Annotated in this window: 14 protein-coding genes and 2 pseudogenes; 11 read left to right on the top strand and 5 right to left on the bottom strand. The window is 62.2% G+C overall.

What is annotated here, in order from left to right; all coding sequences use genetic code 11:
* From WMP96_RS09760 to mobA, 5 genes are all read left to right on the top strand, one after another.
* The coding region (locus WMP96_RS09760) for an AMP-binding enzyme (RefSeq protein WP_445292949.1) at nt 1–791 on the top strand (791 nt) is incomplete at its 5' end.
* A gap of 66 nt (nt 792–857) precedes the next feature.
* Nucleotides 858–1,970 carry a GTP 3',8-cyclase MoaA gene (moaA, locus tag WMP96_RS09765; RefSeq protein ID WP_301716187.1) on the top strand — a complete coding sequence of 371 codons (1,113 nt, stop codon included), beginning with the start codon at nt 858–860 and terminating at the stop codon, nt 1,968–1,970.
* A gap of 10 nt (nt 1,971–1,980) precedes the next feature.
* A complete protein-coding gene (locus WMP96_RS09770; RefSeq protein WP_239206802.1) occupies nt 1,981–3,180 on the top strand; it encodes a molybdopterin molybdotransferase MoeA in 1,200 nt (399 codons plus the stop codon).
* A gap of 10 nt (nt 3,181–3,190) precedes the next feature.
* Entirely contained in the window at nt 3,191–3,670 is a 480-nt protein-coding gene (gene moaC / locus WMP96_RS09775) for a cyclic pyranopterin monophosphate synthase MoaC (RefSeq protein WP_086588029.1), read from the top strand.
* Entirely contained in the window at nt 3,670–4,266 is a 597-nt protein-coding gene (gene mobA, locus WMP96_RS09780) for a molybdenum cofactor guanylyltransferase (protein WP_239206804.1), read from the top strand. Before moaC ends, mobA begins: the two co-directional genes overlap by 1 nt.
* Nucleotides 4,267–4,480: 214 nt before the next feature.
* Here the strand turns inward: mobA and WMP96_RS09785 are convergent, their stop codons facing one another.
* From WMP96_RS09785 to WMP96_RS09795, 3 genes are read right to left on the bottom strand one after another with little or no spacing between them, the layout of a single operon-like run.
* The gene (locus WMP96_RS09785) at nt 4,481–5,848 is read right to left on the bottom strand and encodes a multicopper oxidase domain-containing protein (protein WP_340433163.1); all 1,368 of its coding nucleotides are present in this window, start codon (nt 5,846–5,848) and stop codon (nt 4,481–4,483) included.
* Nucleotides 5,849–7,027, bottom strand: a complete 1,179-nt coding sequence (locus WMP96_RS09790) for a beta-carotene 15,15'-monooxygenase (RefSeq protein WP_301716189.1) — start codon at nt 7,025–7,027, stop codon at nt 5,849–5,851.
* The gene (locus tag WMP96_RS09795; protein WP_301716190.1) at nt 7,014–8,093 is read right to left on the bottom strand and encodes a hypothetical protein; all 1,080 of its coding nucleotides are present in this window, start codon (nt 8,091–8,093) and stop codon (nt 7,014–7,016) included. Before WMP96_RS09795 ends, WMP96_RS09790 begins: the two co-directional genes overlap by 14 nt.
* 66 nt (nt 8,094–8,159) lie before the next feature.
* On the opposite strand from WMP96_RS09795, the gene WMP96_RS09800 reads away from it, so the two are divergent.
* The 6 genes and pseudogenes from WMP96_RS09800 (at nt 8,160) to WMP96_RS09815 (ending at nt 11,794) form a co-directional block, all read left to right on the top strand.
* A complete protein-coding gene (locus WMP96_RS09800) occupies nt 8,160–8,420 on the top strand; it encodes a DUF2249 domain-containing protein (RefSeq protein ID WP_086588034.1) in 261 nt (86 codons plus the stop codon).
* A gap of 75 nt (nt 8,421–8,495) precedes the next feature.
* Nucleotides 8,496–9,260 carry a molybdate ABC transporter substrate-binding protein gene (gene modA, locus WMP96_RS09805; protein WP_239206809.1) on the top strand — a complete coding sequence of 255 codons (765 nt, stop codon included), beginning with the start codon at nt 8,496–8,498 and terminating at the stop codon, nt 9,258–9,260.
* Nucleotides 9,261–9,458: 198 nt separating this feature from the next.
* Nucleotides 9,459–10,010: pseudogene (locus WMP96_RS11760) on the top strand (molybdate ABC transporter permease subunit); the annotation flags it as partial.
* A 150-nt stretch (nt 10,011–10,160) separates the two neighbouring features.
* A pseudogene (locus WMP96_RS11765) lies at nt 10,161–10,511 on the top strand (ATP-binding cassette domain-containing protein); the annotation flags it as partial.
* 138 nt (nt 10,512–10,649) lie between these two features.
* Nucleotides 10,650–11,096, top strand: a complete 447-nt coding sequence (locus WMP96_RS11770) for a TOBE domain-containing protein (RefSeq protein ID WP_445292950.1) — start codon at nt 10,650–10,652, stop codon at nt 11,094–11,096.
* A 38-nt stretch (nt 11,097–11,134) separates the two neighbouring features.
* Nucleotides 11,135–11,794, top strand: a complete 660-nt coding sequence (locus tag WMP96_RS09815) for a helix-turn-helix transcriptional regulator (RefSeq protein WP_239206811.1) — start codon at nt 11,135–11,137, stop codon at nt 11,792–11,794.
* Here the strand turns inward: WMP96_RS09815 and thrB are convergent.
* The gene (gene thrB / locus WMP96_RS09820) at nt 11,781–12,710 is read right to left on the bottom strand and encodes a homoserine kinase (protein WP_239206812.1); all 930 of its coding nucleotides are present in this window, start codon (nt 12,708–12,710) and stop codon (nt 11,781–11,783) included. The two genes, WMP96_RS09815 and thrB, sit on opposite strands and share 14 nt — an antisense overlap.
* 24 nt (nt 12,711–12,734) lie before the next feature.
* Nucleotides 12,735–14,078, bottom strand: a complete 1,344-nt coding sequence (locus WMP96_RS09825; protein ID WP_340433175.1) for a homoserine dehydrogenase — start codon at nt 14,076–14,078, stop codon at nt 12,735–12,737.
* Between the last annotated feature and the right edge of the window lie 134 nt (nt 14,079–14,212).

Genomic DNA, 14,212 nt, shown 5'->3' on the forward strand with positions numbered 1-14,212 from the left:
CACCGCGGGGAACGGGCCCAGGGGCCCCACGCCCTGCGGGCCCCCACCGGGGCCCGCGCCCGCCCCCGGCTCGGCGGGCGGATACTCGGTGGGCCTACCGCATCTCCCAGGGCCGCATCCCCGCTTCGCTGGAATACCGCGTGGTCAATGACGGCCAAGTTGTGGCCCGAACCGACCGCAACGCGGGCGAGCTGCAGGTACGCGGCAACCTAGTCACCGGTTCCTACTACCACTCGCCTACCGCTGAGCCGGGCGAAATCGCCTCCGAATTTCGTGGCAAGCAGGTCGAGGCTGCAGAGGGCAAGTTCACCGCGGATGGCTGGCTGCGCACTGGCGATGTCGGCTCGGTCACCAAGGACGGCTTCCTTACCGTAGAGGACCGCGCCCGAGACGTCATCCGCTCCGGCGGCGAGTGGATCTATTCCGTCCAGCTAGAAAACCTCATCATGTCTGACGAACTTGTCGTCGAAGCCGCCGTCATCGGCTACCCCGATAAGCAATGGGTCGAGCGCCCACTGGCCGTTACCGTCTTGGCAGAAGGTGCTTCTCCCACCATCGAAACCGCAGAGCGCCTGCGCGCCAGCATGCGCAAGGAGCTGCCAAGTTGGATGCTGCCGGAGTACTGGACCTTTGTAAAGTCCATCGATAAAACTTCCGTGGGCAAATTCGATAAGAAGGATTTGCGCACCCACCTGGCAGAAGGCGAGTACAACATCATCCGGCTCAAGGGTCCAGGCGAATCGCAGCGCCTCGCTGCCACCGAAGCTACCGAGTTAAGCCGGGAAAACTAGGAATAATATCCTTCTCTAAGCCGTTGCAGCTTGGTGTACCTCGTCCCCTCTCTTAGACTGGCACCAATGACCTCTTCCACGCAGCGACCCGTAGTTTCCCTGCCCCTGCCCACCGTGGTCCGGGCGCAGTTGCCAGCGGATCTGCCCGCCCCGGCTGCTGATGGCACGCGCGCACTGCTGGATCGCTATGGCCGCCAAGCCCGCGACCTGCGCGTCTCCCTCACGGATCGCTGCAACTTGCGCTGCACCTATTGCATGCCGGCCGAAGGCTTAGAGTGGATGCCCACAGAGAAGACCTTGAGCGATGAGGAAACCATCCGATTGATTCGAATTGGCGTCGGCAAGCTGGGCATCCGCCAAGTACGCTTCACCGGCGGCGAACCCTTGCTGCGTAAGTCGCTGGAAAAGATTATTGCCGCCACCAAGGAGCTACGCACTGACCAAGGCCTCTCCCCTTCCACCGCGCTCACTACCAACGGGCTGGGACTGGAAAAGCGGGCCGACGCCCTCGCCGCGGCCGGGCTCGACCGCATCAATATCTCGCTCGACACCATCGACCGCGAGCGCTATGCCGCGCTCACGCGCCGCGACCGCCTCGATCACGTCCTTCAGGCCATCGCTGCCGCGGATGCCGCGGGCTTAAAGCCCATCAAAATCAACGCCGTGGTCATGCCCGGGGTCAATGAAGAAGACATCGTCCCGCTAGCAGACTATGCCGTCCGCCACGGTGCTCAGCTGCGCTTCATCGAACAGATGCCGCTTGGGCCCCGCGAGCAATGGCGCCGCGAGGACATGGTAACGGCCGCGGATATCCTCGCCCGTCTGCGCACCCACTTTTCGCTACAGCCCGCCCGCGAACCGCGGGGTTCTGCCCCCGCCGCTCTGTGGGAGGCCACCGCTCCGGATGGAACGCGCGGCACACTGGGCATCATTGCCTCGGTCACCCACCCCTTCTGCAGCGACTGCGATCGTACGCGGCTGACTACCGATGGCGCCGTCCGCAACTGTCTCTTTGGCAATTCCGAAACCCCACTGCGGGAATTATTGCGCTCTGGGGCCAGCGATGAGGAGATCATGGAGGCCTGGGCTGGGGAAATGTGGACCAAAAAGCCTGGCCACGGCATCGATGACGAGGGCTTTCTCCAACCGGACCGTCCGATGTCCGCCATCGGCGGCTAACCTTATTTTTATGTCCACGCCCCGCAGCATCTCCGCGCACCTCGATGCCGTCCTCACCCTGGCATCCCCCCTGCCGGCCGAGTCAGCCGCCGTCGATGCTTCCCTCATCGGCCGCGTCCTCGCCGCCGATGCCACCGCGCGCTTTCCCGTGCCGCCCCACGCCAACTCGGCGATGGATGGCTTCCTCGTCCACGCCGCGGATCTTTTCTCCACCGGCCCGTGGACCCTCCCCATCGCCGGCGATGTCCCAGCCGGCGCCGCCCCTATCGAGGTCCCCGCGGGACACGCCGTGCGCATCATGACCGGCGCACCGGTAGCTGATACCGCAGGAATGCTTGTCGTGCCCGTGGAAAATACCACCACCCCGGCCGGCCCAGTAGCGCTTCCAGACGAGGTGACCATCACCGATGCTCCCACCAAGTCACATATTCGCCCTGCCGGGGAGGATATCCAGCCCGGCGCGCCAGTGGCCACAGCCGGCACGCTTGTCGACGCCGCCGTAATCGCCGCTCTCACCTCCGCCGGCGTTTATTCCGTCTCGGCCTACCGCCGCCCACGCATAGCGATCATTTCTTCTGGCGAAGAACTCGTCTCTTCCCCAACAGAGCTCGCTGCCGGCCAGCTGCCGGATTCCAACGGCCCCATGCTCGCTGCCCTTGCAGGCGCAGACGCACACGTCCACGTGAGTGATGCCCCTGCGGACCTCGCCTCTGCACTGGATGAGCTTGCCTCCTCCCACGACCTCATCATCACCTCCGGTGGCGTGTCAGCCGGCGCCTTCGATGTGGTCCACACTGTGCTGGGGCGCACGGATTCCGCGTGGTTCGGTCACGTCGATCAGCGCCCAGGTGCCCCACAGGGCTACTCCCTCTGGAAAGGCACCCCGGTACTATGCTTGCCCGGCAACCCCGTGGCTGCCTTCGTGGATTTCCAGCTTTATGCTCGGCCCCTCATCGCCGCACTTTCCGGGCACCCTGCGCCACGGGAGCGGGTCAACCTGCGCGCCCGTGTGGACTCGCCTCTTCCTGCCTCCCGCGGCCGGCCGACCATTGTCCCCGTGACCGTAGACTTTCAGCCGGAGCCCGCCATTACTTCGCACCTGCCCCACGGCAGCCATCGCGTCGTATCGCTCGCCGGTACCAATGGCTTTTGTCTCATCTCCTCCGAACCGCCCGCCGTGGGCGAAGAGACCACCGTTTATCTGTATTAAAGGAGCAACCATGAAATTTACCCACCTAAACTCTGACGGCGCTGCCTACATGGTCGATGTCACCGAGAAGCAACCCACCGTACGCACTGCCACGGCCGAGGGCGAAGTCGCCTGCTCCCCCGAGGTCATGACCGCTTTGCGCGACGGCACGGTCCCCAAGGGCGATGTCCTCGCCGTAGCCCGCATCGCCGGCATTTCCGCCGCCAAGAAGGTCCCCGAGCTGCTTCCACTAGCGCATACCATCGGCGTGCACGGCTGCGCTGTGGAGCTCACGCTTGCCGACGACCACGTATTCATCTCCGCCACCGTCCGCACCGCCGACCGCACTGGCGTGGAGATGGAAGCGCTTACGGCCGTGAATGTTTCCGCGCTCGCCATCATCGACATGGTCAAGGGCGTGGACCGCTCCGCCTATATCCGCCGTTGCGGCATCGTGGCGAAATCCGGCGGCCGCTCCGGAGACTGGTCCCGCACCCTGCCGGAGGCCTAATGCTCGGCGCGATAATCCTCGCCGGTGGCCACGGCCGACGCATGGGTGGCACAGATAAAGCCTCTCTTTCCGCCCACGGAACACGTTTTATAGACCGCCTGCTCGCCCAGCTCCCCTACGGCACCCCGGCCGTGGCCGTCTCCCCGCATTATCTCGGCCTACCCCAGGTGTGCGAGTCCCCGCTCTATGGTGGTCCCGTCGCTGGCATCGCGGCCGGCGCACAAGCGTTATCCCACTGCACCGAACTTGCCCTCTTCGCCGTGGATGCCCCCGATTCGCCGCTACTGCTTCCCCGTCTGCGCTCGACCCTCGCCTCCTCCACGGCCGATGCCGTACTCACCCGCGCCGCCGACGGCTACCTCCAGCCGCTGTGTTCCCTCTGGCACGCCCCCGCGCTCCACACTCAGCTCGAATCCCTTTCTACGGCTAGGAACGTCTCCGTCCGCCGCCTCATCCGCGGTGTGAATTTTGTCGAGGTCCCTGGCACCGGCGCCGAACGCGACTACGACACACACGCGGAATTGCGCGAGCTCCCCCTGCTCTGCTTCCCGGACCCTGCCCTCCCCCTTCGCGCTCACCGCAGCTCGCTGAACTAGGCCACGGCACCGCACTGGTGAGCGGCAAGGGTAAGGGTCTTCTTCCCACCACCCTTCGCGCTCACTAGCAGCCGCGGGTAGCACGAAATCACCGTCCCGGTGAGCGCGAAGGGGAAGCTGCAGAACTACCCCGCTCTTCGTGATCACCGTGAAGCCGCGGATTTATGAAACTTGTTTCATGGTGAGCGCGAAGGGTGTATCGAGCGAGGCTGGCCTACTCCGTGACGATGAACTTGCCGTGCTGCCCCTTCTCGGCGTTAGTCATGATGTGATTGACAAAGGAATAAGTACCGGGCTCGTTGAAGGTCATCTCGACGAATCCGCCTTGCGCCGGGAGGAGGTCCAGGGCTTGCGAGCCGGTCGAGTCCTCATTCTTGATGAGGTAGGCGCCTTCTTTGTAGGCGGTATCGAATTGTTCGCCCACAACGTGGAAGCTCAGCGGCTGGTCGGGGCCTAGATTAGTCAGCCACAGGCGAACAGTATCGCCCACCTTGGCCTTGATGGGTTCTGCGTCGTACTGGCCTGGATAATAGTTAAAGGCCATGAGGTCGAAGCGGCCGTCGGCTACGCGCTGGGCATCGGCACCAGTGTTTTCCTCACCGAGGAACACGTCGGTCGCCATGAAGTTGTATTCCGCGTCCACGGGCTTCAGGTTCGGCGGATCGATGATGACGTTGCCGGCCATACCATTAGCGATGTGGAGGGACATGGGCATCGTAGAGCAGTGATACATCCAAATGCCGGAGCGATGCGCGGTGAATTTATAGGTCAATTCCTCACCCGGTTGGATGGATTTCATGGTCTCATCAGGGTTGACCTCGCCGGCGTGGAAGTCGATGGAGTGGGCCATGGAGCCCTCGTTTTTGATGGTGATTTCGAATTTATCGCCCACTTTTCCGCGCAGGGTCGGGCCTGGGGCTTGGCCGTTGAAGAGCCAACGCATTTGCTTGATGCCGGGGGCGACCTCTACGACTTCTTCGGTCATCGTCCAGGTCTCTTTGTGGGTCTTCGTTTTGGCGGCAGGCTGCACAGAGGCGTCGAAGGCAGAAAAGCCATCGTGCTGGGTGCCGAGTTCGGCGGCGGTGGGCACGTCTACGTGGGGGTTGCTCGCAGACGCCACCGTGTGATCATGCCCTGCGGCGGCGCCATCTCCGACGTTGACCTTAAAAGTCATGCCCTGCATCTTGTGGCCGGCGATGGTGCAATAGCCTTCCTCGGAGGAGTCGATGACTCCGGCATCAAGTTGGACGGTCTCGCCGGGATCGACGCGGCCGGTTTCGGCATCGCCAATCTTCAGGTCGTGGACTTGGTCACCCGAGTTAGTGAAGTTGACCACCAGGTGGGTTCCCGGGTCGATATCGATGGACGAGGGCGTAAATGCCATGCCATCCACGCCCACGTCAATGGTCTGCGTTTCACCGGTTGCTACAGGCGTAGCGGATTGAGAGCTCTTGCCGGTGGAATTGACCACCGCGAGTGCGATTACTGCCGCTAACGCGATACCGATGAGTAGCCACGATGCCCAAGAGGAATCCTTAGGCGCGGGCTTATCCGCGGGTTGTGAGGAAGAGACGCTCAGCATTTAGTTCTCCAGTCTTTTCTGTAAGTAGAGGGCTCGGCCAACGGCGAAGATATTGGCGGCAAGACCTATCCCCATCATGATAAGCCCGGCCGCAATAGCATCCAGCAAGCTAAATAGTCCGCCCAGGTTGATGAGCAGCAGACGAGCGTAACCGGTGCGGTCCGCGGTATTGGGGCGCGCTCCAGTAAGGATGGGCAACAGATGGTGCAAGACACCGGTCACCATTTGCAAGAGGCCAGCGCCGAGGAAGGCGGGAAGTACAACCAAGGTGATGGTGCGCGGGTAGGCTCCGACGGCCGCGGAGATGGCATCACCGGCGCACAACGCCAGCATCCACAGCAGGCCGGCGATGACGGCAACGGTGGCGGTGGTCAGTCGTGGTGAGCGACCCATGACGGTGGCGAGTACCGGCTGGATGATGAGCAGGGCTGCCAATACCACGAGCAGCTGGGCCACACCTGCAGCTCGGGTGAGACCTACCGCGTATAGTGCCATCGCACATCCCAGCCCCACGCAATGCACGATGAGCGCACGAGTACACCGCGCACGAGCAGTGGGCGAAATCGCGGTGGCAGACAGCGTGGGGAGCAAGGTCACCACCGTGCCGATGACGGTAAGCCAGGCAAATCCCCAGACCATACCGCGCGAGTGGGCGCCGATGAGGAGGGAGTACTCGCCTACCCCGTTGCCGCTGAGGATGACGAGCACTATGGAGACAATCATGAACACGCTCGCGGCGATATAAAAGGGCACGGTCACGGCAAAGGAACCAGACAGCGAACCGCGCAGGCGCCGCGCCACGAACCACAGGTGCCAGGCGAGGGCGGCGATGATGAGGGTTGAGGCGACGTCGGCAAGCGGGCCCCAGTCATACCCCGCCCTATCTATGAGCAACAAAATAAGCCCCAGCTGTACCAACCCCACGCGACTGCCGACGCCCCGATAGTCCCCACCCGCAGTCCTACTCAAGGCCTCGGTGAAGTGAGTGGAAAAGACGATAATCGCCGTGGTCAGCGCTCCAATTGTGAAGGGATGGATGATATCCCACCACACCACGGGTGCGCCCAAGGAGCTAGCGATGAGCAGGCCGAGGCCGACTAGAATCCACCCGGCGATAATGGCAGCGCTAAGGGTATGCCAACGGCCGCGTGCGGCCAGTGAAATGTCATGAATGCGCACGTCGCGCCTCCTTGCTGGTCAGGGTAATGCCGCAGGCAAGAAAGCCTATTACCGCAATAATGGTAACCACCCCGCCGCTTTGGAGCGCTGTGGTGTGCTGGGCACAATCTGCAAGGACTCGCAGCGCAAGGCCACCATGCAAGAGCCCCACAGGTACGTAGAGCACTTTGTGGTATGGCAGGCGGCGGCGAATAACAGAGGTGACGATGATGGGCGCGTGCGCGAAAATCATGGACATGACAAAGCCCAGGAAAATGGTGTGCACCGAGGCATCATAGACAAAGCCGGTGGCCTCGCCATAGATCAGCCACAAGTACCCGCCGAACGCGAGCCAGGCGTAGCCGGCTAGCATGCATGCCGCCGAATAGCGCGGCAATCCTTGTGAGCGCACCAAGTTCTTGGCCACATCCACCCGCGCGGTCGCCACGGCGATGGCAATCAACATCAGCCCCATTGCGCGATAGCCCACCGCCGGGGAAAGCACATAGATAACGCTGGCTGCCGCCAGCCCCAGCACTAAGAGGGTGAGATGATTTTCGGCGCGAGTTCCGGCCATGGTTATGCGCGCTAATTCCATGCGCTCGCCGATGATGGTGGCCACGGCATAAAGCGCGCACAGCGGCATCGCAGTAGCAAACCCTGGCCCCATGGCCCAGAGGGCGGCGGCAACTACTCCCCCAATGACGCCGACTGCCTGCACCAGGATCGCGAGGCTAGCCTGACGGCGGTAGATAGTGGCATAGATGCAGCCAAGGACAAGGAAGCCGGCGGCAAAGAACATGGCTGCGACCCCACGCGGTAGGCCGGCGAGAATGCTGAGCACGCCAGCGACGTGGCATACAGGCCCCACCCAGGCCCACGTGGTGCGCGCGGCGACGACGCGTTCGAGGCCGATGGCCCCGCCTATGAAGCCGAAGACCATAAGCGGCCCGTGGTCGGCGGCAAAGGATGCTCCCGGGGTGGCGTTCAAACCCAGGAGGGAGGCGCCCGCACCCAGCCCAACCAGCAGGGATAAACCTGCACAGGCGAGAAAGATAAGGCGATGCGCCACGCTATTATTTTGCACGAGTTTTATCGTACTAATATTGGGGTCAGAGCGAAACTAGCACCCCAGTAGAAAGGACTACTTGCCATGCAGCTGCCCATTTCCGACGCCAATAGGCCGCATTCCATCCCCACCCTCAACGCCTCAGAAATTCCGCACGCCGTTCGCCACGGTGCCATCCATGGCGCATTGGGCACCCTTAACGTGGGAGAGTCTATGATCCTCATCGCCCCGCACAACCCTATTCCGCTGCTCAAAGAAGTCGAGTCCCGCGAGGAGAAGTTCGAGCTCGACTACCTCCAGGAAGAAGAAAACGACTTCCACATCAAGTTCACTCGCGTGAGCTAAACCTTTGTCCGGCGGAGGGCTATTCTAGGTAGGTCAAGCCCGTCGCCGAAGAAGCCGAAAAGGAGCTCTCCGCAGATGAAAAGATGCATCGCCGCACTCCTCGTTGCCTTGGGATTCGCCGTTTCAGCCTGCGCTCCGCACACGTCAGTAACCTCGCCGCAGGATACGGCGGATCCCACGCTCAATGTACTGGCGGCCTCATCCACCCGCGTTATCAATGAGGAACTTACCCAGCGCGCGGGCCAGCTCGATCCAGCAGTGAATCTAAGCTTTGAAAATGGCGGCTCGTCCGATCTGGTGAGCAAGCTGCGCGAGGGTGCCCCGGCCGATCTTCTCCTCACAGCTTCTAAGAAGACCATGGATAAGGCGGTCCAGGATGGCACAGTCACCACACCTGAGGTGCTCGCCACCAATGTCATGGTCATGGTGGTTCCCAAGGGAAATCCGGCGGGAATCCATTCCGTGCACGATCTCTCCCACTCCCATCACTTCGTACTCTGCGATCCGCAAGTACCCTGCGGCGATATTTCCTCCCAAATCATCGATGACCAGCATCTGGACGCACACCCTTCCTCCCAGGAGCGCCAGGTGGCAGACGTTTTGGGAAAGGTGGCCTCGGGCGAAGCCGATGCTGGATGGGTCTACTCCACAGATGCCGCCGCGGCCGGCAATGATGTTGAGGTGATTGAGATTCCTGGGGCGGAGAAATTCTCCAACCAGATTTTGGGTGCCGTTGCCACGGACGCCTCTCATCCCGACCAGGCACGCGCGGTGCTCGAGGTACTGGGCAGTGACTTCGATTCCACCTGGCGCGACCTTGGCTTCAGCCCAGCGGAGTAGTCTATGTCCGCCCCTCAGCCTGTCCGCCCCAAGGCCCCGCTGCTTATCGGCCTCATTGGTCTCATTGCGGTAGCTACCATCATCGTTCCCGTGGTAGCTCTCGGGCTGCGGGTGCCGTGGGCACGCATCGGCGAATACCTTGGCCGCGAAGAGATTCGAGACATGCTGCTCATCTCCGTGGCGGCGGCCTTCCAGTCCATGCTGCTCGCACTCGTATTGGGCTTGGGCCTGGCATTATGGGTCCAGCAGCTCGGCCGCGGCAGCACCATTATCCGTCTTTTGGTCTACCTTCCTCTGGCTATGCCACCGGTGGTCGGCGGTTTGGCCCTTACCGCAGCCTTAGGGCGCAAGGGCTACCTCGCCCCGCTTCTCGACGCCCTGGGCATCCACCTCGCTTTCGCCTTCCCCGGAGTCGTGGTGGCGCAAACCTTCGTGGCACTGCCCTTTGTGGTGGTAGCGGTCGATTCGGCGCTGCGCCAACTAGACCAGGAAATCCTCGCTTCTGCGCGGAGCGTGGGCCTGGGGCGTTGGGAGATACTCGGCAAGATCACCCTTCCTTCGATCGCGCCGGCTGTAGCTACCGGCGCGGCGCTGGCCTTCGCGCGCTCATTGGGCGAATTTGGCACGACACTGACCTTTGCCGGCTCTCAGCCAGGGGTTACCCGCACGATGCCGCTGGGTATCTATTTAGAGCGAGAGGTCGACGCGGACGGCGCCTACGTGCTCTCCGCCCTGCTTATCGGGCTGGCTTTGGTCTGCCTGGCGCTTGCGGGCTTGCCGACCCTGCGAAGGCGGCGCTACCAGCCACAGGCAAAGCAGCTGCATTCACTGGACGTGGACAAGCTCCGCGAGCTCACCCAGCCCACGAATGCGCAGGCGGTATCCGTGACGGTCGAAGGCGTGCGCACGGCTTTGTCTCCACGAGCCATTACGGCCGTGGTGGGTCCGAACGGCTCCGGCAAGACCACTTTTATGGGACGCATTGCTGGACGCCTGAGCGGCGGTGAGGTTTCTCCAGACACAACCGGCATCGTCTTACTTACCCAGCGGCCGGGCTTGCCGCCGCGCTCGACGGCCCAGCAAGCGGTCGCCATGGTTACCCGCGATAGAACCCGTGCGCAGAAGCTTCTCGCGGCAGCAGGATTGCACGAGCTTGCCGACGTCCCAGTAACAGCCCTCTCCGGCGGCCAGGCCGCCCACGTGGCCCTGGTGCGCGCGCTAGCCGCACGACCAGCCGTTCTCATACTGGACGAGCCACTTGCCGCAGTCGACGTGAAATCGGCCGAGAGGTGGCGCCACTTTCTGCACGCTGCCCGCGAGGATAGGACCACCCTGCTCGTTACCCATAACGCACTCGACATTGCGAACCTGGCGCAGGACATGCTGGTCATGGAAGCCGGACAGGTGCGAGCGCACGACGCTACCGCGCGGCTGCTTGATGCCCCGCCGACTGGCTTCGTTGCGGCACTCGCGGGGCTTAACCGCCTTGAAGGAACGGTGACCGCCACAGATGCCTCCACTGTGGAGGTCGCCTGCGGGGAGATTACTATTTTGGCAACGACAGAACACGCACCTGTTCAGCCCGGGCGGGAGGTGGCGGTGACATTCGATCCGCATACGGCCACCATCGGCGCCGTGCCGGAAGCCTGCAACCAGTGGGCTGTGCGAGTCCTAGCGGTCGAGGCCACCAGCCTCGCAGCCGCTCAGCTGCGCGTGGACCTGGGCGGTTACGAGGCCACCGTACCGGTAGACCGCGAGTCTGCTTTAGGTTTTGCGGTGGGTAGCACCGTATCCTTGGCAATATCTACAGCAAACGTTTTTGTCCACCCCAAATAGAATCTCTGTTATGCAGACCCCAAGGCGGATTTTCTACCATGCCTGACTCACTACCCCGGCCCACCACCGAGCTCTTCCCCGAGGCCCTCAACCTCTCGCCAAAGCAGCGCGAGGTGCTCACTGCTTTAAAACGCCATCCTGATGGCGCCAAAGCCGGCACCGTGGCCGAGGAGCTTGGCATGCACGTCAACACCGCCCGCGGCCACATCGATGAGCTGGTCAACGCCGGAGCTGTAAACGTGCTATCCGCCCCAAGTAAGGGCCGGGGACGCCCTTCCCTGATTTTCCAAGTCCGCGTCCCAGACAATAAGACCGTGGCAGAGGAATACATCACCCTGGTAGAAGTGCTGACCACCATGCTGGCGGGCAAGGAAGAGCTTGACGACGCCGCGTCAGCCAAGGCCATCGAGATCGGGCGCCGCTGGGCACGCGCCGCAGGCGCGGAGGGCTCCGACCGCGCACTCGATACGCTCTTTTCCACGCTGCGCGATATGGGCTTTGACCCCGCCATGCAGCCGGACTCTACCGATATTGAGCTCCGCGCCTGCCCTTTTGTGTCTTCAGGGCTTAAGCCTTCACCGTTCCTCTGCGCGGTACACGCTGGCTTCCTGCAAGAAACTACCGATGAAAGCACCACCATTAACCTGGTGCCGCGCCAGCCTCACAACGTATGCAGGCTGGAAATTAAGCCTGCGTAAGCTCCACGCTGACTGGGCCGGCGACGGCGAGGTCGAGGACGCGGAGGTTTTGCTCGCGGGCGTCGGCAAGAATGCTCTCATCGATGTCCTCGGTGTGCAGCACCATTACGGTCGGGCCGGCGCCGGAGAGATAAGCTGCGTATCCTCGGTTGCGCAGACGGTTAACCCACTCCGCGGTCACAGGAAGCACATCCGCTCGGTACGGCTGGTGCAGGCGATCGCGGGTGCCTTCCCACAAAAGGTCCGGATAGTTTTGCAATGCAGCCACTTGCACCGCGGTGCGCGAGACGTTAAACGCCGCATCCGAATGAGTCACGTGCGACGGCAATACGCGACGCACCGCCTGGGTAGAAGCATGGAAATCCGGCACGAGCGCGGTGGCACGAATATCTTTATGCACCTTGATGGAAGCAGCGCGATAGTCCGGCAAGGAGTGGCCATCGACGGGGACATTGGTCCACGACACCACGGCATCCCCCAGCACGGAGGCGGCCGCATTATCGGGGTGGCCCTCAAAAGCGGAAGAAAGCTGCACCACCTGCTCTTGTGTAAGGGGGCTTCCCGCCAGCGCATTGCCAGCGGCCACGCCCGCCACAGCGGCGGAGGCGGAAGAGCCTAAGCCACGCGACTGCGGAATATTATTATGCGAAACCACCCGCAGGCCCGGGACGGTAGCATCGGCCGCCGAGAGCGCGGAGCGAATCGCCTTAACCACTAGGTGGGAGCCATCGCGCGGCAGGTCTTCTGCGCCCTCACCAAAAATCTCTACCTCCAGCCCAGAGGTGGTGACCTCTACCTCGACGGTGTCATAAAGGCTTAGCGCCATGCCCAAGGTGTCGTAACCGGGGCCCAGATTCGCTGTAGAAGCGGGAACGGTCACGATTGCTTTGGTGCCGACTTCAACTTCGATACTCATAGCTGACCAGTCTATTGCGTCGGGCTAGCTGCCGAGGCGGATTACGGAATGGACGGCCTTGACCTCAGCTAGCTCATCCAAGTCAGCCACGATCTTGTCCAGGGTGGCTTCCTTGGCAGCGTGGGTAACTACGATGAGGCGAGCAGTATCTTCACCGTCCTCTTGGCGGACCGTGCGCAGGGATACGCCATTATTGGCAAAGGCCGTAGAGATAGCCGCAAGCACACCGGTGCGGTCTTGGACCTCCATATCGATGTGATAGCGAGTTTCCACCTCACCAAAGTCGGCGATAGGTAGATTGGCGTAGGTATTTTCACCCGGTGCGCGGCCGCCGTGGACGATATTGCGGGCTGCACCGACGACGTCGCCAAGCACGGCAGAAGCAGTAGGATTACCACCTGCGCCATTGCCGTAGAACATCAGGGAACCTGCGGCCTCGGCCTCGACGAAGATGGCGTTATAGGACTCGCTGACAGAAGCCAGCGGGTGCTCCTTGGGCACCAAAGTGGGATGTACGCGGGCGTTGACAGCTTCGGAGCCGTCCTCTCGCTGGAGGCGCTCGCAGATGGCCAGCAGCTTGATGGAATAACCAGCGTCATTAGCCGCCGCGATATCCGCGGCCGTGACCTTGGTAATTCCCTCGCAGTGCACATCTTCAAACTTCACGCGGGTGTGAAAGCCCAAAGATGCCATAATGGCGGCCTTGGAGGCGGCGTCGTGGCCCTCAACATCCGCGGTGGGATCAGCCTCGGCGTAGCCCAGACGGGTGGCCTCGGCCAGTGCCTCATCATAAGAGGCACCCGTGGACTCCATGGCATCCAAAATAAAGTTGGTGGTGCCGTTGACAATACCGGAGATGCGCTCTACCTGATCGCCGGCCAAGGAGCGGCGCAACATGCCCACCACCGGGATGGCGGCGGCCACAGCAGCCTCAAAGTAAAGGTCCACGCCGGCACGGTCAGCGGCCTCTGCCAGCTCATCCGCATGCGCGGCCACCAGCGCCTTATTGGCGGTAACCACGGACTTGCCGGAATTGAGAGCGGCGAGGACCAGCTCGCGCGGAAAATCAATGCCGCCGATGACCTCAACTACAAGGTCGATATCGTCGCGGGCGACAAGTGCCTTGGCATCATCGGTCAATAGCTCCTGGGGTACCCCTGGGCGCAGCTTATTCTTATTGTGGATGGCGATGCCGCGAATCTCGGCTGGGCCGCCAATGCGGTGAGCAAAGGCATCAGCATTTTCTCCCAGCAGGCGGAAGACCTCAGCGCCAACGGTGCCGAAGCCCAGCAGCGCGATACCAACGGTCTCGCCTTCGCCTTTGCCGGAATGCTTTTGTGCCTGAAGCTCACTAGTCGGTGCAGCCATAGTCCGTCTCCATATTGAAGTTGGGGTTAACGTGTCGTTCCCGCTCAGTGCGGATACAGGACACTATACAGAACAAGCTGTCTACTTTCGCCCTAAATAGACTCCTAGATAGAAAAAGCCCCGCCACAAGGCCT

This window comes from Corynebacterium sp. KPL4035, assembly GCF_037908325.1.
GTDB lineage: Bacteria > Actinomycetota > Actinomycetes > Mycobacteriales > Mycobacteriaceae > Corynebacterium > Corynebacterium kefirresidentii.

What these genes read in the sequence shown, in the direction of transcription:
- WMP96_RS09815 (WP_239206811.1), top strand. Translation starts at nt 11,135, where the DNA reads ATGCCTGACTCACTACCCCGGCCCACCACCGAGCTCTTCCCCGAGGCC.
- WMP96_RS09770 (WP_239206802.1), top strand. Translation starts at nt 1,981, where the DNA reads ATGTCCACGCCCCGCAGCATCTCCGCGCACCTCGATGCCGTCCTCACC.
- modA (WP_239206809.1), top strand. Translation starts at nt 8,496, where the DNA reads ATGAAAAGATGCATCGCCGCACTCCTCGTTGCCTTGGGATTCGCCGTT.
- thrB (WP_239206812.1), bottom strand. Translation starts at nt 12,710, where the DNA reads ATGAGTATCGAAGTTGAAGTCGGCACCAAAGCAATCGTGACCGTTCCC.
- WMP96_RS11770 (WP_445292950.1), top strand. Translation starts at nt 10,650, where the DNA reads ATGGAAGCCGGACAGGTGCGAGCGCACGACGCTACCGCGCGGCTGCTT.
- WMP96_RS09800 (WP_086588034.1), top strand. Translation starts at nt 8,160, where the DNA reads ATGCAGCTGCCCATTTCCGACGCCAATAGGCCGCATTCCATCCCCACC.
- moaC (WP_086588029.1), top strand. Translation starts at nt 3,191, where the DNA reads ATGAAATTTACCCACCTAAACTCTGACGGCGCTGCCTACATGGTCGAT.
- WMP96_RS09825 (WP_340433175.1), bottom strand. Translation starts at nt 14,078, where the DNA reads ATGGCTGCACCGACTAGTGAGCTTCAGGCACAAAAGCATTCCGGCAAA.
- mobA (WP_239206804.1), top strand. Translation starts at nt 3,670, where the DNA reads ATGCTCGGCGCGATAATCCTCGCCGGTGGCCACGGCCGACGCATGGGT.
- WMP96_RS09785 (WP_340433163.1), bottom strand. Translation starts at nt 5,848, where the DNA reads ATGCTGAGCGTCTCTTCCTCACAACCCGCGGATAAGCCCGCGCCTAAG.
- moaA (WP_301716187.1), top strand. Translation starts at nt 858, where the DNA reads ATGACCTCTTCCACGCAGCGACCCGTAGTTTCCCTGCCCCTGCCCACC.